Here is a 24,797-nt window from a genome sequence, read left to right as displayed (position 1 = left end):
GGGAAAGGAAGGGCACCTTCTTATCGTTTTCCGTAGTAGAAGGTGCCCTTCCTAACCACACGTGGAGGACCGGTGCGTCCGTACAGCTATGCCGAGGTCGGCGCGACCAGGCAGGACAGCCTGCCGCCGGGTTACCGGCACCTGCGCTACCGCGCCCGGATCGGTGACTCGGCGGTGTTCCGTGCCGCCGCGGAGGCGGTGCTGACGTTCGCGCCGCAGCGGGCCGCCGGGGTGCTGATCGAGGCGGCCGGGCCGCGCGCGGTCGAAGGGCTCGTAGTGACCTCGCGGCTGGGCGCCGGGCCGCTGCGGATCCCCGCGCCGTGCCGGGTGGTGTGGGCCGAGGACACGCCCACCAGGGCCGGATTCGGGTACGGCACGCTGCCCGGTCACCCCGTCCGGGGCGAGGAGGCGTTCGCCGTCGAGGTGGACGGGGGCGCGGTGTGGTTCTCGATGCGCGCCTTCAGCCGCCCCGACCGCTGGTTCACCACCGCCGCCGGCCCGCTCGTCCCCGCCTTCCAACACACCTACGCCCGCCTCCTCGCCCATACCCTCCGCAAGCTCGTCGCCCGCCGATAGCGGAGGTGCAGTTTCGGGGAAACTGTGGCCTCGCGGCCTGGAATTCCTGCAGTTTCCCCGAAACTGAAGCCGCCCCCGAGAGGCTAGAGGCGCGAGTTCGCGGTGACGGTGAAGCCGGTGTTGATGGGGGCGCCCGCGTTGGTGAAGCAGTTGACGTCGCGGACGTAGAGGTGCGGGGCGGAGACGGTCCAGGGGAAGTTCATGCCGCAGAAGTTGGAGTTCGAGCCGACCGCGGTGACCTGGACGTTGAGCGGCAGGAAGCCGATCTGCGGGAAGGTCACCAGGGACAGGCCCGGACCGGCGGCGATGAGCGTGTTGGCGCCGAAGCCGAGCACCGAGTTGAAGTTGGTGGTGGCGGGTCCGGCCCCGGGCACGTGCCAGAGGTAGCCGAAGTACTTCGGCGGGAAGGCCGGGCCGTACAGCGAGGTCTTCTGCTGGTAGGTGACGCTGAAGCGGCTGTTGACCAGGGCACCGGCGGCGTTGAAGCAGAAGACGATGACCTCCTGCTGCCCCGGGTTCGAGGTCCAGTTGCGGGCCTTGCAACGGGTGGGGGCCGAGCCGGCGGCGGTCACCTGGACGCTGCCGTCGATCGGGCCGCCGCTGCCGATGCCCGGGAACTTGACGCTCCACTGCCCCACGCCGAGCGGGGTCACCGAGTTCGGCGCGCCCACGGCGTTGTACTGGCTGATGATGGCGCCGGTGGGCTGGGTGTGCACGTAGCCGTACGGGCCGCCCGCGCCGGCGCCCGAGGCGGTGGTGAAGAACGCGCTGAACCCGCTGTTGTCGGGCACCCCGCCGGCCCGGAAGCAGCGGATGATCGCGATCTCGTCGGCGCCGGACGGGCCCCAGCCGTCGGCCTGGCACCAGCGCGGCCCGTTGCTGATCGCGGTGACGTGCACGACGCCGCCGGGGAACGCCTGGCCGGCGAACTTCACCTGGTAGATGCCGACGCCCAGCGGGACCACCGTGGTCGCCGCCGGGAAGGTGCCCGCGGGCACCACTGCCGCGCCGTTCCAGAGCGCGAAGCCGAACCGGTCGGGCACGGCCGCCTGAGCGGGCGACGCGATGCCGAGGAGCATGCCGAGCAGGGCGACGATCCCGATGAGAGCGGAGATCGCGCGAGTCGGTCTGGGCATGTCGATCCTTTCCGTGACGGGACGGTAACTGCCCGGACATGGAAACATGCCAATTTAACGATCTCAATGGATGTGTCGGAAACCTGTGCGAGCAACGATCGGCGGCCCGTGCGCCCCGGTCACAGCTCGGCGGAGTGGTAGCGCTCCACCACCTGGTAACCGAGCGAGTCGTAGAGGCGCCGCGCGATCGTGTTGTGGCCGTACACGTTCAGCCCGAGCTGGGCCTCGCCCGCCGCGGCGGTCACCTGCTCGCCGACGAGCATCGCCGCGCGCCCGAAACCCCGGCCGCGGAACTCCGGCCGTACGTCCACGCCGAACACGAAGCCGACCCCGGGCAGGAAGCCGTGCCGCAGCCAGAGGGTGCCCACCACCTGCCCGTCGTGCACCACGCACCGGAAGCTGTCGCCCTCGGTAGGCCTGCCGTCCGGCAGCAGCTCGCCGATCGAGGCGACCGCCCGCCCGTGCGCGTCGGCGGCGGAGACGCTGCCCGAGTCGGCCAGCTCCGCGGCGTGCTCCGCGATCTGGCCGTCCCGCCACGCCCCGAACTCCGCCTCGGTCATCGGGCGGCCGACGACCCCGGCGGGTGGCGTCACGCCGGCGGCCACGTCCTTCACCATCTGCTGCGCACGCAGGGGGTACGCCCCGAAGAGCGCCTCGCCGGCCACCTCGCCGGGGGCCAGTGCGACGGACATGCTCCGGCCGCCGCCCTCCGTGGCGCGCCGCCGCGCCCAGGCCGCCAGTGGCCGGGCCAGACCGCGACCGCGCTGCTGCGGGGCCAGCCACAGGTCGTGCAGCCGCCGGTCACCCGGCCGCCGCGCGACGGGGCCGCCGAGGGCCAGGTGCCCCGCGGGCGCGCCGCCGACCTCGACCGTGTACACCGCGCCGCCTGCACCGGCCAGGGCGGTCAGGTTGCGTTGGACCTCCTGCGCCACGGCCCCCGGGTCGCGGTAGCGGGCGGCATAACGCTCGCGCAGCCGGGCCGCCCACCCGTCCCGCCACGCCTGAGTCTCGGGCTCCGTCGCCTCGCGCACCTCGAACACGCGGCGAACCCTACCGCCGCCGGGCGGATCCGGCCCGTGCCTTTTCGCTGGGTGAGAGGGCGGTAACCACGTGTGCACTGATCTACTTGATTGGCATAGTTCGATGGAAACGCTGATCCTACATGTTTCCAACGAAATACATAAGACTTTCTATCTAACGAGCGTTCGGGTATCCAGAGAGTGCTTGTGGCTACCGCCACATGACCATTTTGGAGTCGGGGAGGACTCTCGTGAGAAAGATCATCGCCATTGCCGGCGCGGCCGTCACCACGGTCGCGTTCGTGGCAGTAGCGGCGTCCGGCAGCAGCGCGGCCCCGGACGGGGCCGCCGCCGCCCGGGCGCAGTCGGTCGGGGCGAACGCCGCCGACATCCGCGCCTCGGCCGCTGACGGCTACTCCGTGCAGCGCGTCGTGCGCGACGCCAACGGCGCGACCCACACCAAGTACGACCGGACCTACCAGGGTCTGCGCGTCTACGGCGGCGACTTCGTCGTGCACACCAAGGCCGGCGGCGCCTACGCCGGCGTCTCCAACGGCCTGAACGCCCCGCTGTCGCTCGCCACCACCCCGCAGGTGACCGCCGCGAAGGCGCAGGAGACCGCCCGGGCCGGCTTCTCCGGCACGGTGACCTCGGTCGGCTCGTCGGAGCTGTTCGTCGACGCCAGCAACGGCAACGGCCGCCTCGCGTGGGAGACCGTCGTGCACGGCTGGCTGGCCGACGGCCAGACCCCGTCCCGCCTGCACGTCATCAGCGACGCGGTGACCGGCGCGTACATCGGCTCGTTCGACGAGATCGAGACGGTCACCGGCACCGGCACCGGCATCTACTCGGGTGCGGTCAGCATCGACACGACGCTGTCGGGCTCGACCTACTCGATGGTCGACCCCGTGCGCGGCAACGGCCGCACGTGCGACATGAACAACGGCACCTCGACCTGCACCACGTTCACCGACGCGGACAACGCCTGGGGCACCGGTGCGCAGTCCAACCGGCAGTCGGCGGGTGTGGACGCGCACTTCGGCGCGGCCAAGACGTTCGACTACTTCAAGAACGTGCACGGCCGCAACGGCATCTTCGGCAACGGTGCGGGTGTCCCGTCGCGGGTTCACTACGGCAACAACTACGTGAACGCCTTCTGGGACGGCGCGCAGATGACCTACGGCGACGGCTCGTCGAACAGCCGCCCGCTGGTGTCGCTGGACGTGGCCGGCCACGAGATGAGCCACGGTGTGACCGAGGCGCTGGCGGGCCTGGTCTACTCGGGTGAGTCCGGCGGTCTCAACGAGGCCACCTCGGACATCTTCGGCAACATGGTGGAGTTCTACGCCGCCGCGCCGAGCGACCCGGGCGACTACCAGGTCGGCGAGAAGATCAACATCAACGGCAACGGCACGCCGCTGCGTTACATGTACAACCCGTCGCTGGACGGCTCGTCGCACAGCTGCTGGTCGACCAGCACCAACAGCGTCGACGTGCACTACTCGTCGGGCCCGGGCAACCACTTCTTCTTCAACCTGGCCGAGGGCACCGGCGCCACCGCGTACGGCACCAGCCCGGTCTGCGGTTCGGCTCCGGCCGTCACCGGCATCGGCCGCGCCAAGGCGGAGAAGATCTGGTACCGCGCGCTGGACGTGTACTTCACCTCCAGCACCCGCTACGTGCTGACCAGCAACCCGGCCAACACCGCCCGCGCGTACACCCTGCGCGCCGCGACCGACCTGTACGGCCAGTGCTCCGTGGAGTACAAGACCGTCCAGGCCGCCTGGACCGCGGTCAACGTGGCCGGCAGCGACACCGCCTGCCCGACCGGCAACGACTTCTCGCTCGCGGCCTCGCCCGCGTCGGGTTCGGTCAACCCGGGCAGCTCGGTGACCAGCACCATCACCGCCACCCTCACCAACGGCAGCGCGCAGACGGTCAGCCTGTCCGCCTCCGGCCTGCCGTCGGGCGCCACCGCGTCGTTCAGCCCCTCGTCGATCACCTCGGCGGGCGGCACCTCGACGCTGACCATCGCGACCAGCGCGTCCACCCCGGCGGGCACGTACGCGGTGACCGTCACCGGCACCGGGGCGAGCTCGACCCGGACCGCGACGTACTCGCTGACGGTCAACGGGGCGCCGGGCTGCACCGGCACCAACCCGACCGACGTCGCCATCCCGGACAACGCCACGGTGACCAGCACCATCACCATCGCGGGCTGCAACCGCAACGCGTCGGCCACCAGCTCCGTCGCGGTGACGATCTACCACACGTACAAGGGTGACCTCGTCGTCGACCTGATCGCGCCGGACGGCAGCGTCTACAACCTGCACAACCGCACCGGCAGCAGCACCGACAACATCATCCAGACGTTCAGCCGGAACCTCTCCACGGAGGCCGCCAACGGCACCTGGACCCTGCGGGTCCGCGACGCCGCCACGGCCGACACGGGACGGATCGACACCTGGTCGCTGACTCTCTGACCTGATCCTCCCCAGAACGAGGGCGCCATCCGCAACCCGGGTGGCGCCCTCGCCCCGTTGCCGTGGGTCAGGCCGCGGGGCCGGTGGCGATGGTGACGAACTCGGTGCCGGTGCCCCCGGCGAGGCGGCGACGGAGGGAGGCGGCGATACGGATCGCCTGGCGTTTTGCCTGCTCGGCGCGAGGGCCCTCGTGGCGGTCGTCGACGGTGTCGTGCCATAGGCGCAGCCAGCGGTCGAAGTGGCGGCGCTCCAGGACGGCGCGGCGGCTCAGGGCGACGTGCGGGGCGAGCGCGTTGCGGCGGTAGGTGCCGGGGTTGAGCAGCACGGACTCCCAGAAGTCGCACATGATGGGCAGGTGGGCGGCGAGGTCCAGCCGGGCCACCTCGGTGAAGACCGGTCCGATCAGGTCGTCGGCGTACACGCGGGTGTAGAAGTCGGTGACCAGCGCGGTGATGTCGGCGCGGTCGGCGATGTCGGTTCGCACGGTGCCTCCATTTTTTACTACCGCCATCGTATATATTCGGCTCGTGGGCGGGGATATGACCTTCGGCGCGCTCGCGGTGGCCAGCCGGCGGCGGGTGCTCGACACGCTGCGCACGGCCGGGGTGCCGCAGGACGTGCTCGCGCTCGCGCGGGCCACCGGATTGCACCCCAATACCGTGCGATTCCACCTCAAAGTTCTCATCGAGGCGGGATACGTCATCGAGTCCCGGCAGGCGAGCGGCGGGCGGGGTCGCCCGCAGGCCGTGTACGCCTGCGCGGCCCCCACCACCCATGAGGGCGGCTACGCCCTGCTCGCCGAGCTGCTGGCGAGCATGCTGGACGACGCTGCCGGTGTCGAGCCGGCCCGTGCCGCGGGTGCCCGCTGGCAACGCGCCGCGGGGCCCGCCGGGGTCGCGCCGAACGCGCCCGGCACGCTCGGCGAGGCGGCCGCGCGGGCGACGGCGCTGTTCGCTGAGCTGGGCTTCGACCCGGTGCGCACGCCGGAGCGCGACGCGGCCCGGATCGAGCTGCATGCGTGCCCGTTCCTCGATGTGGCCCGGCGGCATCCGGGCGTGGTGTGCGGCGTACACCTCGGCCTGCTGCGCGGCCTGGTCGAAGGCGGCCCGGCCGGGGACGGCCCGAGCGGCGGCAGGGCGGCCGCGGACGGCCGGAGCGGCGGTCCGGTGGGCGCGTCCGGCGCGGCGCGGACGTTCGCGGCGGAGCTGGTGCCGTTCGCGCGACCCGGGGTCTGTATCGCGGAGATCAGGAAGGTCGTGCCGGAACGCGAGGGGGCGTGACGGGCAGGGTGCGGCTGGTCGGGCAGGTGGCGGTGCCGTTCGTGTGGTTCGGCATGGTCGCCGCGATCTCGCTGCTGGAGGCCCCGCTGAAGTTCCAGGCGCCGGGCATCACCACCGCGCTCGGGCTGGGCATCGGGCGGCTCGTCTTCGGCGCGCTCAACGCCGCCGAGTTCGTGCTGCTGGTGCTGCTGACGCTGGCGCTGGCCGGGGCCGCCGTGGGACGCCTGCGCCGGTGGCTGACCGGCGGCCTGTGGGCGCTGCTGGCGGTGCAGGCGCTGGTGCTGCGCCCGCTGCTGGACGAGCGCGCCCAGGTGATCATCGACGGCGGCGTGCCGCCCGCGTCGTCGCTCCATCTGCTCTACATCGTGCTGGAGGGCGCGAAGCTCGTCCTGCTGCCGGTGCTGGGCGTCAGTCTGCTGCTGCGTGCCGCGCGCGACTGACCGGCCCCGGTTTCGAAACCACTGGGAGCCCTGATCATCGGCGACCGATGATGGGCCGGTCCCGTTCCGGGCCGGGGCGTGCCACCGGGGTAGTCACCGCCGGTGGCTCGGCCGCGTTGTCCAAGGCGGTGCCCGCTGACGGGCACCGCGCATCCCGGAGCGCGCGGGCAGGCGGCGGCCGGGGCGGACAGCACGGCCGGGGCCACCCGGGCCGGGACGGGTAGGCGTCCCGGCACGGGCGGCCGCCGGTCCGGGATGACGGGGGACGGCATGACGACCATCGGATTCATCGGTAGCGGCAACATCGGCGGCACCGTCGCCCGGCTGGCCGTCGCGGCCGGCTACGACGTGGTGCTGAGCAACTCGCGCGGGCCGCAGACGCTCACCGGCCTCGTCGCCGAGCTGGGCCCGCGCGCCCGCGCCGGCACCGTCGAGGAGGCGGCTCGCGCGGGTGACCTGGTGCTGGTCAGCGTGCCGCTGCGGGCGTACCCGGCCATCCCGGCCGCGCCGCTGGCCGGCAAGGTCGTGATGGACACCAACAACTACTACCCGGAGCGCGACGGGCACCTCGACGTGCTCGACGACGGCAGCACCACCAGCAGCGAACTGCTCCAGCGCCACCTCGCCGGGGCGCGGGTGGTGAAGGTGTTCAACAACATCTACTTCAAGCACCTGGGCTCGCTGGCCCGCCCGGCGGACGCCGCCGACCGCAGCGCGCTGGTGGTGTCCGCCGACGACCCCGAGGCGAAGGCGGCCGTGCTCGCGTTCCTCGACGCGATCGGGTACGACGGCGTGGACTCCGGTCCGCTGGGCGCCGGTGGGCGCCGCCACCAGCCGGGGACGCCCGCGTACGGGACGCCGTACGGCCCGTTCAGCGACGAGCACGGCACGCCCGCCGACGCGGCGACGGTGCGGGCGGCGCTGGACGCGGCCTGAGAAAGCCGGTGGCGGCCGGTGCGGTCGCCGTGACAGGATCGGCCGCATGCCGGCACCCCACGGATTCGAGTACGCCGTGCGCGGCGACGGGTCCGTCGCCGTATCGCACCGCCGTGCCGTGGTGACGCTGCTGCGCGGCGAGCGCGCGGCCCGCTTCCTGGCCGAGGTCGAGGCCGGTGACCCGCAGCAGGTCATGGCCCGCTGGACGGGCAACTACCGCCACGGCAACGAGCGCACCGCCCGCAGCCACCCCCGCAACACCTCCCGCTGACCCCGCCGCCGCGTGCGCCGCCGCCTTCCGCGGCGGCCGGTCCGGTCGCCTAGCCCCCGGGCCGGACCTCGCGCCAGAGATCACGGTCTCGTGTCCGAACCTGCGGTCTCGCCGCACCTTCCGACACGAGACACCGATCTTGCGCGCTGGGGCCGGGTCAGTGGTCGGCGGTCACCGGTCCGGCGGCGGTGGCGGGCGCGGGGACGGCCTGGTCGGGGATGGAGACGGGGGCGGGGCGGGAGCGGACCAGGAGGACCGACAGCGCGGCGAGGGCGAGCACGGCCAGGGGCAGAGCCGTGGTCACCTTCATCGCGGTGGTGAAGCCCTGCTGGAACGTGGTGTGCGCGAGCTCGGCGATCGGGCCGGGGGTGCCCGCGGGCAGGTGGGCGCCGCTCTGGCCGGCGCCGACCTCCATACCGCCGGATCCCATGTGGGCGAACGCCTCGGTGAACCGCTCGCGTACCCCCTCGGGCAGCCCGGCGGCGTTGGTCCGCGCCTGCTCGGCCAGCGACGTGGCCAGCTGCGCCTGGAGCAGCGCGCCGACCGCGGCGGCGCCGATGACCGCGCCGAGCTGGCGGGTGGTGTTGATGACGCCGGAGGCGGCGCCTGCCTGCCGCGGCTCGACGCCGCGCATGGCGATGGTCTGCAGCGGGGCGAACACGAAGCCGAGGCCGAGACCGGCCACGAGCAGGCCGGGCATCAGGTCGCCGCGGTCGGAGCCGGGCTGCGCGGTGAGGATGACGGCGGTCAGGCCCACGGTCCACAATGTCATGCCGCCGAGCAGCGCCCACCGCCCGTGGCGGCCGTCGGCCAGCCGGCCCGCGAACGGGGCGAACACCATGGACATCGCCGACATCGGCGCGGTGGTGAGGCCCGCCTGCAGCGCGCTGAGGCCGAGCACGGACTGCAGGTAGATGGTGAGCGGCAGGAACAGGCCGAGCATGCCGAAGGAGACGGCCGCGACGACGGCGTTCATGACGGAGAAGTTGCGGTCGGCGAACAGGCGCAGCGGGATCAGCGGCTCGTGGTCGCGGCGGGTGTGCAGCTGCCAGACGAACACGGCGAGCACGACCACACCGGCGGCGATGACCATCGGGATGGTGACCGGCCCCCAGACCGCGCCCCAGTCGTGCGACTGGCCCTCGATCAGGCCGAAGCAGACTCCGAACAGGCCGAGGGTGACCAGGCCGGTGCCGGACAGGTCGAGCCGGTGGCGGCGCTGGAAGCGCAGGTCGGGCATGAACACCGCGGCCATGGCCAGCGCGAGCACGCCCACCGGCACGTTCACGTAGAAGATCCACCGCCAGCCCCACTCGGACACCAGCCAGCCGCCCAGCGCCGGGCCGGTGACGGTGGCCAGGCCGGCGACGGCGCCCCACACGCCGAACGCCGCGCCGCGCCGCTCGGCCGGGAAGATCGTGGTGATCACGGCGAGCGTCTGCGGGGTGAGCAGCGCCCCGCCCACGCCCTGCGCGATGCGGAACGCGACGAGCTGCTCCGGGCTCTGGGCCAGGCCGCACGCGATGGACGCGGCGGTGAACAGCACCAGGCCGAGCATGAACAGCCGCTTGGGGCCGTGGATGTCGCCGAGCCTGCCCGCGGTGATGAGCAGCACCGCGTACACCAGGATGTAGGCGTTGAGGATCCACAGGATCTCGTCGAGCGATGCGCCGAGGTCGTCGATGAGGTCCGGGATGGCGATGTTCACGATCGTCGTGTCGAGCAGGATCATGAAGAAGCCGAGGCAGAGTACGAAGAGGACGAGCCACGGGTTGGCCCGGCGGCCCGCCTGCGAGACGCCGCTGTCCTGCGGGATGGTCACGGCGGCTCTCCTCGCTCGTCGGGGACGCGAACGAACTGGAGCATAGTCCCGTCACATCGATGGCCCGGGCACCCGAGCGGGCGGGATCAGCGCGGCGCGGCCCGGTCCGATCCGCTCCCCACCAGCACCCGGGCTGCCGGGCCGTGCAGGTCCTCCAGCACTGTTCGGGCGACGCGGCGCCCCGACACCAGCGCGCCCTGGATGGAGCTGGTGTCGCGGTGGTCGCCGCAGACGTAACGGCGCTGGCCGTAGCGCACGGTCCGGCGCAGCGGGTGCGGCGCGGGCATCGCGGGCAGCGCGTGCGGCACACGGTACGCCCGCAGCAGCCGCCAGCCCGCGGTGTCGGTGCCGTACAGCACGGACAGGCGGCCGCGTACCCGGCGTTCCAGCTCGTCCAGCGGGGTGACCGTGTCCAGCACGGAGGTCGCGATCAGCGCCTGGCCGGACGGGGCGTAGCCGGCCGCGGCGGCGGACAGCACCACCGTGTTGCGGACCAGGCCGGGCTGTTCGGCGTCGACGATGGGCAGCGCATCGCGCCGGGGCGGGGCGTCCGCGGCGTGGTAGAAGGTGGTGACCCCGTGCCAGGCGGGTTCGGCCAGGCCGGGCAGCAGCACCGCGGCGGCGCTCGCGTCGGTGGCCACGACGACGACGTCGGCGTGGACCTCGTCGCCGTCCGCGACGGCCAGCCCGGCCGGCGTGAGCCGGTCGACCCGGGCGCCGAGGTGGACGGTGCCGTCCGGCAGGTGACCGGCGAGCTGGCGGGGCAGCGCGTGCATGCCCTGGGCGGGCACCGCGCCGCCGCCGTGCAGGAACGAGCGCCAGACCAGCTGGAAGAAGCGCCCGGAGGTGGTCAGCCGGTCCTCCAGCAGCACCCCGGCCAGGAACGGCCGCAGCACCCGGTCGACCCCGGCGGGGGAGAAGCCGGCCTCCTTGAGCACCTCCAGCGTGGTGCGGTCCGGCTCGCGCTTGAACTGCCGAACGGGGCCGAGGGCGCCGCGTACGCCGAGGGCGGCCAGCGCGAACGCGTCGCCGAGCGGCAGCAGGCCGCCGGTGACCGCGGCCGGGGCGGTGATGTCGGCGCGCAGCCGGTGGATCCGGCCGCGGTGGCGCACGGCCAGGCCCCTGGCGAAGGGGCGCAGGTGCAGGGCGTCGACGTCGAACTCGGCGGCCAGCGCCGGATACGCCGGGCAGACCACCTGGAAGCCCCGGTCCAGCAGGAAGCCGTCGACCTCGTCCGTACGCACCCGCCCGCCGACGTCGTCGCCCGCCTCGTACACCCCGACCCGCAGCCCCGCGTCACCCAGCCAGCGCGCGGCGACGAGCCCCGACAACCCCGCCCCGACGATCGCGACGTCCACATGCTGCGCCATACGCCCAGGCTAGGCCCGTCCCATCACCCGCATCCGCCCCTTCCCCGACTGCGCCCCCCATCCGCCCCCACCCCACCCCACCCCACCCACCCCACCCCACCCCACCCACCCCACCCCGCCCCGACCGAGGCGCGCCCGTCCGGGCGTCGCCAAGGTCATCGGACTTGCCAGGCACATGGGCGAAAGCGGGCTCAAGATACGCCCAGGTGCCAGGCAAGTCGGATGATCAAGGAGGTGCGGTCAGGGGTGGCGCTCGATCCAGAGGGGGCCGGTGGGGCGGAGGGCGATGGCGGCGGCTGGGCGGGGGTCGCCGTCGATTTGGGTGATCTTTCCAGCGCACCAGGGGGTGAGGGCGGCGTGCAGCATGGCGCGGGCCAGGTGCGCGCCCAGGCAGGTGCGCCGCCCGGCGCTGAACGGCAGGAAACCCCAGGCCGGGCGGCCGTCGTCGAACCGGTCTGGCTTGAAGGCGAGCGGGTCGGGCCACAGCCGCGGATCGCGGTGGGTGAGGAGGGGGGAGTACAGCACCAGCGTGCCCGCCGGGATCGGCACGCCGGTCACGGTCACCGCGCGGGCGGTGATCCGGCTGCCCAGCCAGCCCGCCGGGTAGAGGCGCAGCACCTCGTCCACGACCTGGGGCAGCGCCTCCGGGCGGCACCACTCCGGCGCCCCGGCCAGGTGCCACAGCGTCCAGGCGAGGGTGTGCGCCGTGGTGTCGTATCCGGCGGCGAGCCCGACCCGGATCTCGGCGACCGCGCCGTCCAGCCCGGCCAGCGCGTGCGCCAGCGTGCCCGGCGGCGGGTCGGCCAGGACGCGCGCGGTCGCCGCGTCGAGGCGGCGGAACAGCAGCGGGCGGGGCAGCATCGGCCCCGGCACCGGCTGCTGGAGCGGGTGCAGGAACGCCGCGAGCAGCGGGTCGGGCAGCGCACCGCCGAAGAACGCCGCGTTGAGCATGCGCCGCACCGTGCGGCTCGACCAGGCCAGGGCCTCGACGGGACCGGCGGGCGGGTCGGCCGGGGGCAGCGCGGCGTGGGCGATCTCGTCGAGCCGGGCGGTCAGGTGGGCCAGGCCGCGGCTGTGGAAGTGCGGGTTCAGCTCGCGCCGGCGCGGGTCGTGTTCCGGCTGGTCGCGGTACACGACTCCGGCCGACAGGTATGGCGTGAGGCCGCTGAGGCTGCCGACGCTGCGGAACGTCTCCAGGTCGCCGAGCACGGCACGGTTCCAGTCCGGGGTGTAGCCGACGATCGCCGGGCGCCACAGCCGCAGCCGGAACACGTCGCCGGTGCGCGCGCCGTCGGTCAGCAGGCGCACCGGGTCGGTGGACCACCGCCACAGGTGGCCCAGCAGCGGGGTGGCGGCGGGGGCGGGCAGCGCGGTCACCGGTAGCGGCGTCCCTTCCAGACGGCGGTACGCCGCAGCGCCAGCGCGTACACGGGCAGCGCGGCGGGGGCGGTGAACGGGACGAGCGCGGCCTCGGCGTACGCGCCGCGCCCGGTCTTGGCGTTGCTGACGACCCGCTCGGCCAGCCCGAGCACCGCCGCCAGCCGCCAGGCCGCGCCGTGCCTCCAGCGCAGCCACGGCAGCGTGTACGCGGCCAGGTGCCAGGCCGCGCTCGCCGCGAGCAGCACGTCGCTGCCGCCGTGCGCGGCCCGCATGCTCTTGCCCGTGCCGCGCACGGTGCTGCGGTAGCCGTCGTACATCCGGGTGCTGACCAGGTCCCCGCCCAGCGCGAGCCCGAGCTTGAGCCCCGTCCGGCGGGCCAGCCTCGCCAGCGCCAGATCCTCCACGATCTCCCCGGCCACGGCCGCGTGGCCGCCGAGCCGGTCGTAGGCGGCCCGCCGGAACGCCAGCAGCTGCCCGTTGGCCACCGCGGCAGCCGGGATGGGCAGGTCCAGCAGCTGATGGGGCAGGAAGCCGAGCAGGTTCTCGTCGATCAGCGGCACCAGCAGCCGCTCGCCCAGCGTGCCGGTCTCCTGGCGCGGGAACACGGAGAAGACGTCGGCGCGCTGGCGGCGTACCTGCGTCCAGACCGCGTCGAGCGCGCCGGGGCGCAGCGTGACGTCGGCGTCCAGGTACACCAGCAGGTCACCGGTGGCGGCCGCGGCGAGCTGGTGGCAGGCCCAGTTCTTGCCGATCCAGCCCTCGGGCCGGGGCGCGCCGGTGAGCAGCCGCAGGCGCGGATCGGCGAAGCCGCGTACCACGTCGGCGGTGCCGTCGCTGGAGCCGTCGTCGAGCACGAGGATCTCGTCGGCGGGCTGCGCGAGCAGGCCGGGCAGGGTCGACGGCAGCCGCGCGGCCTCGTCCCGGGCGGGCACGAGCAGGGACGTGCGCGGCAGCCGCCCGGCCGCGCCCGCACCGCCCGTACCCGGCTCACGGGCGAGCCTGGGCAACGTGCCCGCCGACGGGTCGCCCCCTGGACGGGTGTCCGGCGACGGGCCGCCCGCCGGCCGGGTGCGGGGCGTGACCCGGGGCGGCGTCGCCAGGACCGGGAAGGAGCGGGCGTTGGCCACCAGTCCGGCGGTCTTGACCAGGTGGTATGCGGCCACGGCGGCGGCTAGGAGCGCCATGGCAGGGCTCCTTTCGCCGCGTCGACGCGCTCGTCCCAGCTGCGCCGCCCGGCGAGCACCCGGCGGAAGCCGGACAGCGGCTGCCGGGGGTCGGCCCCGGCGAGCTGCCCGTCGAGGTGGGACAGGTCGACGGCCAGGGCCTCGGCGAGCTTGGCGGTGACCTGCGCGTCGTCCCGGCCGCGTGGCACCTCGGTGCAGGAGACGTACGCCTCGGGCCGGTTGTGGCCGCGCAGCACCACCCGCACCGCGACCGCGAGCAGCGGCACCCGCGCCTGGCGGGCGTACCAGGCGGCGCCGCGGGACAGCGGGCCGGGCGGACCGGCCGGGCGCAGCTCGCCCTCGGGGTACACGACCAGGGTGCGCCCGTCGCGCAGCAGCCGCAGCCCGGTGCGTGGCTCGTGCGTGCCGAACACGCCCAGGCGGCGCAGGAAGCCGTAGCGGGCCAGGTTGTCCTGCTGCATCAGCAGGCAGGCGGGGTGGCCGGTGCGCCACAGCACCGCCGCGGCGACGAACGGGTCCCACCAGGTGTGGTGGTTGGCCGCCCAGACGAACGGGCCGCGCGGCAGGCCGCCGTGCAGCCAGACGCCGCGCAGCTCGCGCCGCACGAGGTGGGTGAAGCCATGCCGCATCGCAGCGGCGACCGGGTCAGCCATCGGCCGCACCGCGCCCGGCCCGCACCCACAGCAGCAGGGTGAGGGTGATCAGGGCGTACGCGAACGCGTAGTCCTCGACCGGGATGTCCCACGGCACCCGCAGCCCCGTGATCGCGTCCGGCGCGTAGTGCACGACGGTCGCGTCGGCCCGGGTCAGCCAGCCGTCGACGGGCACCATGAACAGCAGCGAGATCGCCAGCGTTCCCCAGTATCGCCCGGTGCGGAGCAGCCCGGTCCGCCATACTCCCAGCTCCAGCCCCACCACCGCGAGACAGGCCGCGACCGCCGCCACCGTGTACTCACCCACGGCGCCCGCCCGCCTTGCCGGGCTGCGCGGCGGGGATGGGGGTGGGGGTGGCGGTCAGGCCCAGGGCGGCCGGGCCGCGGGTGAGGACTTCGAAGGTGAGCAGGGCGCAGAGGGGGACGACGAGGAAGAAGAGCCACTCCTCGACGGGGAGGCCGAGCAGGGTGGCGCCGGTGGTGTAGCGGGGGGAGAACCACCAGTGGCCGCGGGCGGTCGCGGCGAGGTCCCACAGCACGAAGACCGCGACGACCGGGGCGAGGGTGGCCAGCAGGCGGCGGGGGCGGCGGTACACCCGCGCGCCCAGCCCCGCCTCCAGGGGCAGCGTCACGGCCAGGCACGCGGCCAGGACGAGCAGGTAGCGCAGCCGGTCCATCAGCCGGCCGCCTGCGGCACGGGCGGCGCGCTCGGCGCCGCGACCGGCCTGCCGGCCGGGGTGAGCAGGCAGCGCGCCGCGACGAGCAGCCGCCGCCGGTTCGGCACCGTGGCCCGGCGGGCGAAGACGTCGCAGTCGGCCCGCTCCACCTCGTCGAGGATCCCGCCGTAGAGGTGGTACGCGGCGCGGATGCAGGCCTGCGAGGTCGGCGCGAGCATGGTGACGCCGGGCGCGGCGGCGGCGTAGTGGGCGCGGGCCCGCGTGATCTCGTAGCGCACCAGCTCCCGGATGGCCGTGCTGGCGGTGCCCCGCTGCGCGGCCAGCCGCAGGTCGGCGGTGCTCAGCCCGAACGCGCGCAGGTCGCGCTGGGGCAGGTAGACCCGGCCCCGGTCGAGGTCCTCGCCGATGTCGCGGATGAAGTTGGTGAGCTGGAAGGCCAGGCCGAGCTGCCGGGCGGGCTCGCGGGCGAGCGCCGGGTCGGCCGGGTCGAGGATCGGCAGCATCATCGTGCCGATCACGGCCGCCGAGCCCTCCATGTACTCCAGCAGGTCGCCGTAGTCCTCGTATTCGGCGATCTCCAGGTCCATCGCCATGGAGTGCAGGAACGCGGCGAAGTCGGCGCGGTCCAGGTCGAAGGTGCGGATGGTGTGCAGCACGGCGGGCAGCAGCGGGTCGTCCACGGGCGAGCCGTGCAGCCCGGCGACGAAGCGGTCCGACCAGTCGCGCAGGGCGCGGGCGCGGGCCGCGGGCGGCAGCGCGTCGGTGCTGTCGACGATCTCGTCGGCGTGCCGGGTGAAGCCGTAGAGCGCATGCACGTGCGGCCGCTTCCAGGCCGGGAGCAGGCGCGTTGCCAGGTAGTACGTGCGGCCGTGCCGGCGGTGCAGGGCGCGGCAGCGCTCGTACGCGGCGGCTAGGTCAGGCTCCACGGGGGGCTCCCATCAAAAATCGACTCAACAATCGACGCAACTTCGACTCTACGCTAGTCTGAGCGCGTGGCCAACGACACCTTCTCCGCCCTAGCCGCCCACCCCTGCTCCGCCGTGCCCGCGACGCCCACTCATCACGCCGCCGACCTGCCGCTACTTGTCGAATACACCCTCACCGAATTCGTTCGGGCCGAAACGCGCGCATTGGCTGAGGTGGATTCGGCGCTGGAGCCGCTGCTGTCGGCCGCCCGCGACGCGGTGCTCGGTGGGGGCAAGCGGGTGCGCCCGCAGTTCGCGTACTGGGGGTGGCGCAGCGTGGCCGGGCCGCACGCGCCGGTCGGCATGGTGCTGCCCGCGCTCGCGGCGCTCGAGCTGCTGCACGCGTTCGCCCTGGTCCACGACGACGTGATGGACCGCTCCGACACCCGGCGGGGCCGCCCCACCGCGCACCGGGCGCTCGCCGACGGCCACCGCGCCGCGGGGCTGCGCGGGGACGCGGCGCACTTCGGCGACGCCGCCGCGATCCTGGTCGGCGACCTGCTCCTGGTGTGGGCCGACCGGCTGATGGCCCGGGCCGGCGTGCCCGACCGCACCCTGCGCGAGGCGCGCACCGCGTACGACCGGATGCGCGTCGAGGCGATCGCGGGCCAGTTCCTCGACGTGCTCGGCGACTGCGCGCGGACCTGGTCGCCGGAGCGCGCGCTGCGCACCGCGCGGCTCAAGACCGCCGGCTACACCGCGACCTGGCCGCTGCACTACGGCGCGGCGCTGGCCGACGCGGGCGGTGGCGGGTTCGCCCAGGGGCCGCTGGGGCGGGCGTTCACCCGCTACGGGCTGGCCGTCGGCGAGGCGTTCCAGCTGCGGGACGACCTGCTGGGTCTGTTCGGCGAGCCCGCGGTCACCGGCAAGCCGGTCGGCGACGACCTCGGCAAGCCGACGATGCTGCTGCTGCTCGCGCAGGCGCGGGCGAGCGCGGCGCAGCGCGCCGAGCTGGCGGCGGTGCTGGCCGCGCCGCGGCCCGACGTGGCGCGGCTGGCCGCGGTGGTCCGGGACACCGGAGCGCCGGAGCAGCTCAGTGAGATGATCGGCGAGCGGGTGGCCGACGCGCACGCGGCGCTGGCCGCCGCGCCCGTCGACGACGACACCCGCACCGCGCTGGGCGAGCTGGCCGCCGCCGTGGCCTGGCGCGCGGCATGACGGCACGCGGAGGAGGGCGCATGCGTACGGTTTCCGGACCCACCGAGCACGTGGTGGTGGTCGGCGCCGGGCTGGGCGGCCTGGCCTGCGCGCTGCACCTGGCCGGGGCCGGGCGGCGGGTCACCGTGCTGGAACGGGAGGCCGAGCCGGGCGGGCGGGCCGGGCGGCTGGTCCGCGACGGGTTCGAGTTCGACACCGGCCCGACCGTGCTGACCATGCCGGACCTGATCGCCGAGGCGTTCGCCGCGGTCGGCGAGGAGCTGGCCGACTGGCTCACGCTGACCCCGCTGGACCCGGCCTACCGGGCCTGGTTCCCGGACGGCTCGAAGCTGGACGTGATCGCCGACCCGGCGCGCATGGCCGAGGAGATCGCGGCGGTGTGCGGCCCATGGGAGGCCGACGGTTACCTGCGCTTCGCCGCGTACGCCCGGCGCCTCTGGGAGCTGGAGCGTGCCGACTTCATCGAGAAGAACTTCGACGGCCCGCGCGACCTGGTCACGGCCAACCTGCTGCGCCTGGTCGCGGCGGGCGCGTTCGGGCGGCTGCAGCCGCGCATCGACCACTTCCTGAAGGACGAGCGCACCCGGCGCATCTTCTCGTTCCAGTCGATGTACGCCGGGCTCGCCCCGCACAAGGCGCTGGCCGTGTACGCCGTCATCGCCTACCTGGACGCGGTGGCGGGGGTGTACTTCCCGCACGGCGGCATGCACGCGGTGCCGCGCGCGATGGCCGCCGCCGCCGAGAAGCACGGCGTCACCATGCGCTACGGCACCGCGGTGCGGCAGGTGGAGACCCACGCCGGGCGGGCGGTGGCCGTGGTGACCGCCGAGGGCGAGCGGATCCCCGCCGACGCGGTCGTGCTCAACCCGGACACCGCCGCCGCCCACGCGCTGCTGCCCGGCCCCGGCCCGCGCCGCCGGCTGCGCTACTCGCCGTCGTGCGTGGTGCTGCACATCGGCTCCGACGCGGCGTACGCCAAGGCCGGGCACCACAACATCCACTTCGGGAAGCCCTGGCGGCGCACCTTCGAGGAGATCATCACCGAGGGCCGGCTGATGAGCGATCCGTCGCTGCTGGTGACCAACCCGAGCCGCACCGACCCGTCCGTGGCCCCGGCCGGGCAGCACACCTACTACGTGCTCGCCCCGGTGCCGAACCTGGTCACCGGCGGCCAGGACTGGCGGGGCGGGCTGGCCGAGGCATACGCCGACGAGCTGACCGAGGTGCTGGAGCAGCGCGGCTACGTCGGCTTCGGGGCGGCGGTGCGCAGCCGCACCGTGGTCACCCCGGCGGACTGGGCCGACGCGGGCATGGCCGCCGGGACGCCGTTCGCGGCGGCGCACACGCTGGCGCAGACCGGCCCGTTCCGGCCGCGCAACCTGCACCCGGCGCTGGGCAACGTGGTCTTCACCGGGTCGGGCACCACCCCGGGCGTGGGCGTGCCGATGGTGCTGATCTCCGGAAAGCTGGCCGCCGCCCGCATCACCGGCTGAGGGGTGCTCAGGCGGTGGGCGGGGCGCTGATGGGCGCCTCGGACCCGCCGCCCAGCGCCGGCGCGCCGTTGAGCAGGCCCAGGCCCAGGCTGGTGACGAGGTGGTGGACCGTGTTCTGGTTGCGGTTGCGGTGCACCAGCCCGGCCCGGTGCAGCACGTCGAGGTGCTTGCTCGCGGCGGGCAGCGAGATGCCGACCCGGGTGGCGATGACCGAGGTGGAGCCGCCGGTGACGGCGCACTCGAGCACCCGGGCCCGGGTCTGCCCGATGAGGGCGGGCAGGTGGTCGTGGTCGGTGTCGGCGTACAGCCGCGCCGAGGAGTCGATCGGGTAGAGCAGCACCGGCGGCAGCGCGGTGTCCGCGAGCACCATGAGCTGCCGCTCCTCCTTGAAATACGACGGGATGATCAGCAGGCCCCGGCCGTCGAGGTCCAGCTCGGCGTCCACGTCCATGCCCCACTTGTCGATCTCGAACGTGTCGTCCCGGAAGCGGGCCTCCGGGTGCAGGTTGTCCAGCAGCTTCGCCCAACCGCCGTCGGCGAGGTCCTTCATCCGGCGGGTCCGGTCGGCCTCCACGGCCCCGGTGATCCGGTTCCAGACCGGGGCGATGGCGGTCTCGTGGTAGGCGCGCAGCGACGACTCGAGCGCCTGCATCCCCGCCGCGCTGCCGCGCCGCAGCTCCTCCACGATGGGGACCATGGACCGGTCGGTGACGGTCAGCTGGTTGATCTCGTCCTTGATCCGCCTGGCGTCGGTGCTGGTGATGCCCTCGATGCCGGCCTCGAAGCCCTCCACACCGTTGTACGGCGTGAGGAAGTCGGGGAAGTAGCCGCGCGGCGGGCTGAGCGTCAGCCCGAGGGCCACCTCGTTGCGCAGCGGCGTGTACGGCTGCAGGCGCCGCGCGGTGCGCTGCTTCCACCCCTCCAGGAACGGGTTCGACCCGGGCAGCCGGAGCTGGTGCATGCTCAGCGACAGCTCCCACATGGGGTCCGCGCTCGGCGCGAGCCGGGTCATCGCCAGATCACGGGCGGTGAATCTGATGCGCAGCATGCTCCCGGTCCCTCCCGCTGGTGCCGTCTGGGTGGCGAACATCTTCGCAGGCCAGGCGTCCATCGATGCACGCGCGAGGCCCCCCGTGGGCACTGGCGACAGTCTGCCGAGGCCCGTTGCGGGTTTCAACCTTGTTGACGCACGCGGAAATGTCGGCCGCCACCAGCGTGTACGCCGCTCGGAACGCGCTCTCCCGCGTCCGTTTCGGCACTTTCACCGGGATCATCCCGTCGCAGGTGGGGACCTGTTTTCCTCAGGAGTTAAAGAGGTTTACGGCCGGGGTCTCGCACTGTCACAGTCCCCCGTGACGGATGAGAACTTCCCCGGCCTCCGCGCCCACGACGGGTCGCGACGCAGGCCGGTTCATTTGTCCACGGGGGGTGACGGGGCCGGCCGATCGCGGCCGGCTCCGTCACGGTATCTGCCGGCGGTCACCGCGCGGCGGCGCGAGGCTCACTGAGCGTGATAAATTGACATATTCAAGGTAATGCGTAAGGTCTGACTCGGACCGCTACGGGAGCCACGTAGCAGAGCGGGAGCAGGGGCAGCCTCCCGCGTGCACCGAAGTCCGACCATGCGCGCGTGCTCGCGTACGGCCGACGACCCGGGCTCCCGGCCGCCGCGCCCGCGCATGGACTCTCCCTGGAGAAGGAGTCCACATGTCCACCACACTCGCCGCACGGCGGCGGGCCGCAATCTCCGCACTGATCGTGGCAGTCGCCTCGGTCCTGCTGCTCACCACCACGCTGGCCCGGGTCGCCGACGCGCACGGCAGCATCGTCGACCCGGCCTCCCGCGCCTACGGCTGCTGGCAGCGCTGGGGCGCCGACTTCCAGAACCCGGCCATGGCCACCCAGGACCCGATGTGCTGGCAGGCCTGGCAGGCCGACCCCCAGGCCATGTGGAACTGGAACGGCCTGTTCCGCGAGGGCGTCGCGGGCAACCACCAGGGCGCCATCCCGGACGGCCAGCTGTGCAGCGGCGGCCGCACCCAGAACGGCCGCTACAACGCGATGGACACGGTCGGCGACTGGAAGGCCCAGAACATCTCGACCAACTTCAGCGTGAAGCTGTTCGACCAGGCCAGCCACGGCGCGGACTACATCCGCGTGTACGTGACCAAGCAGGGCTTCAACCCGGTCACCCAGCCGCTGGGCTGGGGCAACCTGGAGCTGGTCGGCCAGATCGGCAACACCCCGGCGTCGCAGTGGACCAGGGAGACCGACGGCGTCTCCATCCGGGTCAACGGCAACGCCGCGGGCCGCTCCGGCCGGCACATCGTGTACACCATCTGGCAGGCCAGCCACCTGGACCAGTCGTACTACTTCTGCAGCGACGTGAACTTCGGCGGCGTGCAGCCCAGCCCGTCGTCCTCGGCCTCGCCGAGCGCGTCGCCGCGGCCGTCCACCTCGCCGTCGGTGTCCCCGTCGCCGAGCCGCCCGCCGTCGCCGAGCCCGTCGTCGCCCCCGCCGCCCGGTGGCTGCTCGGCGACGTACGCGCTGACCGGCTCGTGGCCCGGCGGCTTCCAGGGCGACGTCAAGGTGACCGCGGGCTCCTCCGCGATCACCGGCTGGACGGTGACCCTGACCTGGACCAACGGCCAGACGATCACACAATCGTGGGGTGCGACCGTGACCACGAGCGGCTCGACGGCCACCGCCAAGAACGTCTCGTACAACGGCAGCCTGGCCGCCGGAGGCAGCACCACCTTCGGCTTCCTCGGCAACGCACCGAACAGCAGCAACGGCGCTCCCAGCCTGACCTGCACCCCCGCCTGATGAAAGGAAGGGCACCTTCTTAACGCTCCGCGTATAGGAAGGTGCCCTTCTTAACGCCTCGCTGATCGTGGCGGGAGCGCCCCCGTGCCGCTCCCGCCACCGGCCGTCAGGAGGCCGCGCCGGTCCGCCGCAGCAGCGCCTCGCGCTCGGCGGCCAGCCCGAGACCCACCAGGTGCGCGTGCCGCTCCGCCCGCTCCAGCAGCACCCCGCCCGCCAACAGGGTGAGCAGCGGCAGGAGCACCAGATATGCCCACTCGCCCGCCGCCAGCAGCACGGGCGGGTCGAAGCGCACGGTGGACATCAGAAAGCCGTTGAACACCGAGGGCACCGTCACCAGGACCAGCAGCGCCGGCATGCCCAGCACCGGCAGCCTGCGGCGCACCGCCGGCGGCAGGCCGATCAGGCAGCCGAGCAGCGCCAGCACGCATCCCGCCTCCAGCGCCAGGGACAGCACGCCCTGCACCGGCTGCTCGCCGAGGAAGCTCTTCAGCTGGTAGCCGCCCCACGAGGCGATCTCGAAGCCGCCGTCCATCTGCCAGCTCGTCTCGGCGAGCAGCACCTCCGCGGCGGGCAGCACCGTGAGCACGGTCAGCGCCAGCGCGAGCACTCCGGTGCGTACGCCGCCCAGCACCGCGGCGCCGCGCACCCGGCCGCGCACGGTCAGCGCGAACGCCGCACTGAGCATGAGCACCACCATCCACCAGCGGCGCACCAGCAGCTCCGGCTCGCTCGGGTAGGCAGTGGACAGCAGCCACACCTGGTGGCCGGCGCCCAGCCAGGCGAACCCGGCGGACACCCCGCCCCACCGGGTGCACGCGGCCGTGGCGGCCAGGCCCCAGAGCAGCATGCTGACCAGCACGCCGGTGGACGGGACCATCCGTGCGCCGTCCAGCCGCCACGTGAAGAGCATGTCCGCGGCCACGTAACGGGCCGGGGCGAGCACCAGCAGCAGGGACGTCACCAGGCCGTACACGGCGGCGGTGTCGGTCCAGCGCCGGTCGACGGCGCCCGCGCCGCGCCCGCCCAGCCGCATCCAGGCCGCGCTGCCCACCAGGTTCGCCGCCTCGCCGAGGCGGGGCAGGCGCTGTCCGGGCCGCGACCCGGCCAGCAGCACGCCCAGCATCTCGTCGCCGTACTCGGCCCGGTGACCGGCCGGGAACAGCGCCAGCAGCCGGGCATACCACCACTCCAGCCGGCCGTCCGGCTCGTGCTGCTCGTTCACGCGGCTCCTGTCCCGGGCATCAGGCGCACGGCCAGCCGGGCGGCGGCCGCGTCGGCGTTACGGCGCAGGCGTGCGGTCTCCACGGCCAGGCGCTCGCGCCCGGCGCCGGTGAGCCGGTAGTAGCGCCGCAGCCGCGACTGCACGATCTCCTCGCGCTCCACCTCGATCAGGCCGCTCTCGCGCAGCCGGTCGAGCACCGAGTACAGCGTCCCGGTGTGCAGGCGCACCTGGCCGCCGGAGATCTCCCGTACGTCCTCGATCACGGCGTAGCCGTGTTTCGGCTCGCCCGCCAGCGCGGTGAGGATCAGGAAAGCAGGCTCTCCCATCGATGATTCTGCCACTCCGTCAGGATATACGTGTTGCAAACATATTCAAGTGCAGAGGACATCGGCGAACCTCTGCTGCGGCCCGCGCATTCCGGGTACGCCGGTGAGAGAGCCGACAGCGCCGAGACCGCGTCATCGCCGCAGCTCAGGGGTAGCGTTCGCGCCATGCTGGAGCAGACGGCCATCGCGCCCGTGCCGTGGGAGATCATGACCAACCCGGTCGGCATCGCATCCCGGCCGGACGTCGCGGGGCAGACCCGCACCGTGGTGGAGGAGTACCTCCTGCGGCTCACCAAGGGCGACGCCGAGCACATCACCGAGCTGTTCGCCGACGACGTGGAGTGCTACGTCGCGGCCGCCGAGGCGGCTCCCTGGCTGGCCAGCCGCGGTCTGGCCGCCGACTTCCTGCGGCTGACGATGCCGCGCTTCGAGCTGGGCGAGAGCACCGTGGAGGCGGACCGGATCCTGGTCGACGGCGCCGACGCGGTGGTGCTGGGCCACTTCACGCACGTGATCAAGCCGTCCGGCCGCCGGCTGTCCTCGCCGGTGGCGATCCACCTCAGCGTCCGGGCGGGCCGGATCACCTCGATGCACCTCTACGAGGACAACGTCGCGCTGGTCTCCCGCATCCGGGGCAAACGCCCCATCACCTCCGCCGCCTGCGACGCGGCCAAGAACGCGCTGCACTGACCACGCGTGACGAGATCACCCGTACGCGCGAGGATGTCGGTATGGAGGACACGACGGTGAAGCTCGGCCACGGCGCGGTGATGCCGCGGCTCGGGCTGGGCACCTGGCCCATGGACGACGCCACGGCCGCGCGCTGCGTGGCACACGCGGTCGAGGCCGGCTACCGGCTGTTCGACACGGCCGAGAACTACGGCAACGAGCGCGGGGTCGGGCAGGGCATGCGCGACTCGGGCCTGCCCCGCGAGCAGCTGTTCGTCACCACCAAGTTCAACGTACGCTGGCACGGCCGCGACCTGGTGCGCCGCGCCTGCGACGCCTCCGCCGAGCGCCTCGGCGTCGAGTACATCGACCTGCTGCTGATCCACTGGCCCAACCCGGAGCACGACCGCTACGTCGAGGCATGGGAGGGCATGCTCGCGCTGCGCGAGGAGGGGCGGCTGCGCGCGGTCGGGGTGTCCAACTTCAAGCCCGCCCACCTGGAGCGGCTGCGCGCCGAGACGGGGGTCGTGCCCGACGTCAATCAGGTCCAGCTCAGCCCGCGCATCACGCGCAAACTGGTGCGGGCGTACGACGCCGAGCACGGCATCGTCACCCAGTCCTGGAGCCCGCTGGGCCAGGGCCGCGAGCTGCTGGCCGAACCCGCCGTCACCGAGCTGGCCGCCGCGCACGGGCGCACCCCGGCGCAGGTGGTGCTGCGCTGGCACCTGCAGCTCGGCCTGTCCGCCGTGCCGAAGTCGGCCGACCCGCAGCGGATGCGCGACAACCTCGCCGTCTTCGACTTCGCCCTCAGCGACGCCGACATGGCCCGCCTCACCGCCCTGGACCAGGGCGAACGCGCCGCCGTCGACTCTGACCTCGTCGGCCACTGACACCGCGGTGGAGACCGGTGT

25 protein-coding genes are annotated in these 24,797 nt (G+C 73.6%); 11 read left to right on the top strand and 14 right to left on the bottom strand.

From position 1 onward, the window contains the following. The first annotated feature begins 72 nt into the window (after positions 1–72). On the top strand, positions 73–576 hold the full coding sequence (locus CS0771_RS34950) for a DUF1990 family protein (protein ID WP_212844980.1): 504 nt from the start codon (positions 73–75) through the stop codon (positions 574–576). 83 nt (positions 577–659) lie between these two features. Here the strand turns inward: CS0771_RS34950 and CS0771_RS34945 are convergent, their stop codons facing one another. Both CS0771_RS34945 and CS0771_RS34940 read right to left on the bottom strand, forming a co-directional pair. Beyond that, complete coding sequence (locus CS0771_RS34945; RefSeq protein WP_212844979.1) at positions 660–1,712, bottom strand: hypothetical protein; 1,053 nt, start codon at positions 1,710–1,712, stop codon at positions 660–662. Between the two features lie 119 nt (positions 1,713–1,831). Further along, on the bottom strand, positions 1,832–2,752 hold the full coding sequence (locus CS0771_RS34940; RefSeq protein WP_212844978.1) for a GNAT family N-acetyltransferase: 921 nt from the start codon (positions 2,750–2,752) through the stop codon (positions 1,832–1,834). Positions 2,753–2,982: 230 nt separating this feature from the next. On the opposite strand from CS0771_RS34940, the gene CS0771_RS34935 reads away from it, so the two are divergent. Further along, a complete protein-coding gene (locus CS0771_RS34935) occupies positions 2,983–5,214 on the top strand; it encodes a M4 family metallopeptidase (RefSeq protein WP_244871212.1) in 2,232 nt (743 codons plus the stop codon). Between the two features lie 67 nt (positions 5,215–5,281). Here CS0771_RS34935 and CS0771_RS34930 read toward each other — a convergent pair whose 3' ends face one another. Next, positions 5,282–5,698, bottom strand: coding sequence for a group III truncated hemoglobin (locus tag CS0771_RS34930; protein ID WP_212844976.1), 417 nt, complete (start codon positions 5,696–5,698; stop codon positions 5,282–5,284). A 43-nt stretch (positions 5,699–5,741) separates the two neighbouring features. On the opposite strand from CS0771_RS34930, the gene CS0771_RS34925 reads away from it, so the two are divergent. From CS0771_RS34925 to CS0771_RS34910, 4 genes are all read left to right on the top strand, one after another. After that, the gene (locus CS0771_RS34925) at positions 5,742–6,494 is read left to right on the top strand and encodes a metalloregulator ArsR/SmtB family transcription factor (protein WP_212844975.1); all 753 of its coding nucleotides are present in this window, start codon (positions 5,742–5,744) and stop codon (positions 6,492–6,494) included. Next, positions 6,491–6,934 (top strand): hypothetical protein, encoded by a 444-nt coding sequence (locus CS0771_RS34920; RefSeq protein ID WP_212844974.1) that lies wholly within the window; start codon positions 6,491–6,493, stop codon positions 6,932–6,934. Before CS0771_RS34925 ends, CS0771_RS34920 begins: the two co-directional genes overlap by 4 nt. 270 nt (positions 6,935–7,204) lie before the next feature. After that, positions 7,205–7,870, top strand: coding sequence for an NADPH-dependent F420 reductase (locus CS0771_RS34915; protein ID WP_212844973.1), 666 nt, complete (start codon positions 7,205–7,207; stop codon positions 7,868–7,870). A 46-nt stretch (positions 7,871–7,916) separates the two neighbouring features. Further along, entirely contained in the window at positions 7,917–8,141 is a 225-nt protein-coding gene (locus tag CS0771_RS34910) for a hypothetical protein (RefSeq protein ID WP_212844972.1), read from the top strand. A 157-nt stretch (positions 8,142–8,298) separates the two neighbouring features. On the opposite strand, the gene CS0771_RS34905 is transcribed toward CS0771_RS34910, so the two are convergent. The 8 genes from CS0771_RS34905 to CS0771_RS34870 form a co-directional block, all read right to left on the bottom strand. Next, positions 8,299–9,963, bottom strand: a complete 1,665-nt coding sequence (locus tag CS0771_RS34905; RefSeq protein WP_212844971.1) for a DHA2 family efflux MFS transporter permease subunit — start codon at positions 9,961–9,963, stop codon at positions 8,299–8,301. A gap of 86 nt (positions 9,964–10,049) precedes the next feature. Continuing rightward, positions 10,050–11,333 carry an NAD(P)/FAD-dependent oxidoreductase gene (locus tag CS0771_RS34900; protein WP_212844970.1) on the bottom strand — a complete coding sequence of 428 codons (1,284 nt, stop codon included), beginning with the start codon at positions 11,331–11,333 and terminating at the stop codon, positions 10,050–10,052. A 240-nt stretch (positions 11,334–11,573) separates the two neighbouring features. Beyond that, positions 11,574–12,710, bottom strand: coding sequence for a cytochrome P450 (locus CS0771_RS34895; protein WP_212844969.1), 1,137 nt, complete (start codon positions 12,708–12,710; stop codon positions 11,574–11,576). Continuing rightward, a complete protein-coding gene (locus CS0771_RS34890; protein ID WP_212844968.1) occupies positions 12,707–13,897 on the bottom strand; it encodes a glycosyltransferase family 2 protein in 1,191 nt (396 codons plus the stop codon). The genes CS0771_RS34895 and CS0771_RS34890 overlap by 4 nt, the downstream gene beginning before the upstream one ends. Further along, on the bottom strand, positions 13,885–14,550 hold the full coding sequence (locus CS0771_RS34885; protein ID WP_212844967.1) for a lysophospholipid acyltransferase family protein: 666 nt from the start codon (positions 14,548–14,550) through the stop codon (positions 13,885–13,887). The genes CS0771_RS34890 and CS0771_RS34885 overlap by 13 nt, the downstream gene beginning before the upstream one ends. Beyond that, complete coding sequence (locus CS0771_RS34880; RefSeq protein WP_212844966.1) at positions 14,543–14,857, bottom strand: lycopene cyclase domain-containing protein; 315 nt, start codon at positions 14,855–14,857, stop codon at positions 14,543–14,545. Before CS0771_RS34880 ends, CS0771_RS34885 begins: the two co-directional genes overlap by 8 nt. Further along, a complete protein-coding gene (locus tag CS0771_RS34875) occupies positions 14,850–15,227 on the bottom strand; it encodes a lycopene cyclase domain-containing protein (RefSeq protein WP_212844965.1) in 378 nt (125 codons plus the stop codon). The genes CS0771_RS34880 and CS0771_RS34875 overlap by 8 nt, the downstream gene beginning before the upstream one ends. Further along, positions 15,227–16,153 carry a phytoene/squalene synthase family protein gene (locus CS0771_RS34870; RefSeq protein WP_212844964.1) on the bottom strand — a complete coding sequence of 309 codons (927 nt, stop codon included), beginning with the start codon at positions 16,151–16,153 and terminating at the stop codon, positions 15,227–15,229. The genes CS0771_RS34875 and CS0771_RS34870 overlap by 1 nt, the downstream gene beginning before the upstream one ends. Before the next feature lie 66 nt (positions 16,154–16,219). On the opposite strand from CS0771_RS34870, the gene CS0771_RS34865 reads away from it, so the two are divergent. Further along, positions 16,220–17,350 (top strand): polyprenyl synthetase family protein, encoded by a 1,131-nt coding sequence (locus CS0771_RS34865; RefSeq protein WP_212844963.1) that lies wholly within the window; start codon positions 16,220–16,222, stop codon positions 17,348–17,350. Positions 17,351–17,370: 20 nt separating this feature from the next. After that, positions 17,371–18,843 (top strand): phytoene desaturase family protein, encoded by a 1,473-nt coding sequence (crtI, locus tag CS0771_RS34860; protein ID WP_212844962.1) that lies wholly within the window; start codon positions 17,371–17,373, stop codon positions 18,841–18,843. 7 nt (positions 18,844–18,850) lie between these two features. Here the strand turns inward: crtI and CS0771_RS34855 are convergent, their stop codons facing one another. Further along, entirely contained in the window at positions 18,851–19,891 is a 1,041-nt protein-coding gene (locus tag CS0771_RS34855; RefSeq protein WP_212844961.1) for a winged helix-turn-helix domain-containing protein, read from the bottom strand. Positions 19,892–20,550: 659 nt separating this feature from the next. Here CS0771_RS34855 and CS0771_RS34850 point away from each other — a divergent pair. Then, entirely contained in the window at positions 20,551–21,669 is a 1,119-nt protein-coding gene (locus CS0771_RS34850) for a lytic polysaccharide monooxygenase (protein ID WP_212844960.1), read from the top strand. A 106-nt stretch (positions 21,670–21,775) separates the two neighbouring features. Here CS0771_RS34850 and CS0771_RS34845 read toward each other — a convergent pair whose 3' ends face one another. Together CS0771_RS34845 and CS0771_RS34840 are read right to left on the bottom strand one after the other, a co-directional pair. Beyond that, positions 21,776–22,891 (bottom strand): hypothetical protein, encoded by a 1,116-nt coding sequence (locus CS0771_RS34845; protein WP_212844959.1) that lies wholly within the window; start codon positions 22,889–22,891, stop codon positions 21,776–21,778. Next, the gene (locus tag CS0771_RS34840) at positions 22,888–23,217 is read right to left on the bottom strand and encodes a PadR family transcriptional regulator (RefSeq protein ID WP_212844958.1); all 330 of its coding nucleotides are present in this window, start codon (positions 23,215–23,217) and stop codon (positions 22,888–22,890) included. The genes CS0771_RS34845 and CS0771_RS34840 overlap by 4 nt, the downstream gene beginning before the upstream one ends. A gap of 165 nt (positions 23,218–23,382) precedes the next feature. Here CS0771_RS34840 and CS0771_RS34835 point away from each other — a divergent pair, with 165 nt between their 5' ends. After that, complete coding sequence (locus CS0771_RS34835) at positions 23,383–23,907, top strand: nuclear transport factor 2 family protein (RefSeq protein WP_212844957.1); 525 nt, start codon at positions 23,383–23,385, stop codon at positions 23,905–23,907. 41 nt (positions 23,908–23,948) lie between these two features. Then, positions 23,949–24,776 (top strand): aldo/keto reductase, encoded by an 828-nt coding sequence (locus CS0771_RS34830; protein WP_212844956.1) that lies wholly within the window; start codon positions 23,949–23,951, stop codon positions 24,774–24,776. Positions 24,777–24,797 lie beyond the last annotated feature (21 nt).

The sequence above is a fragment of the Catellatospora sp. IY07-71 genome, from assembly GCF_018326265.1.
Lineage (GTDB): Bacteria > Actinomycetota > Actinomycetes > Mycobacteriales > Micromonosporaceae > Catellatospora.
This window is presented reverse-complemented; position numbering and strand designations above follow the sequence as displayed.

Coding starts and splice junctions, on each gene's coding strand:
- CS0771_RS34910 (WP_212844972.1), top strand. CDS start 7,917: ATGCCGGCACCCCACGGATTCGAGTACGCCGTGCGCGGCGACGGGTCC.
- crtI (WP_212844962.1), top strand. CDS start 17,371: ATGCGTACGGTTTCCGGACCCACCGAGCACGTGGTGGTGGTCGGCGCC.
- CS0771_RS34915 (WP_212844973.1), top strand. CDS start 7,205: ATGACGACCATCGGATTCATCGGTAGCGGCAACATCGGCGGCACCGTC.
- CS0771_RS34840 (WP_212844958.1), bottom strand. CDS start 23,217: ATGGGAGAGCCTGCTTTCCTGATCCTCACCGCGCTGGCGGGCGAGCCG.
- CS0771_RS34885 (WP_212844967.1), bottom strand. CDS start 14,550: ATGGCTGACCCGGTCGCCGCTGCGATGCGGCATGGCTTCACCCACCTC.
- CS0771_RS34890 (WP_212844968.1), bottom strand. CDS start 13,897: ATGGCGCTCCTAGCCGCCGCCGTGGCCGCATACCACCTGGTCAAGACC.
- CS0771_RS34900 (WP_212844970.1), bottom strand. CDS start 11,333: ATGGCGCAGCATGTGGACGTCGCGATCGTCGGGGCGGGGTTGTCGGGG.
- CS0771_RS34850 (WP_212844960.1), top strand. CDS start 20,551: ATGTCCACCACACTCGCCGCACGGCGGCGGGCCGCAATCTCCGCACTG.
- CS0771_RS34855 (WP_212844961.1), bottom strand. CDS start 19,891: ATGCTGCGCATCAGATTCACCGCCCGTGATCTGGCGATGACCCGGCTC.
- CS0771_RS34875 (WP_212844965.1), bottom strand. CDS start 15,227: ATGGACCGGCTGCGCTACCTGCTCGTCCTGGCCGCGTGCCTGGCCGTG.
- CS0771_RS34830 (WP_212844956.1), top strand. CDS start 23,949: ATGGAGGACACGACGGTGAAGCTCGGCCACGGCGCGGTGATGCCGCGG.
- CS0771_RS34945 (WP_212844979.1), bottom strand. CDS start 1,712: ATGCCCAGACCGACTCGCGCGATCTCCGCTCTCATCGGGATCGTCGCC.
- CS0771_RS34835 (WP_212844957.1), top strand. CDS start 23,383: ATGCTGGAGCAGACGGCCATCGCGCCCGTGCCGTGGGAGATCATGACC.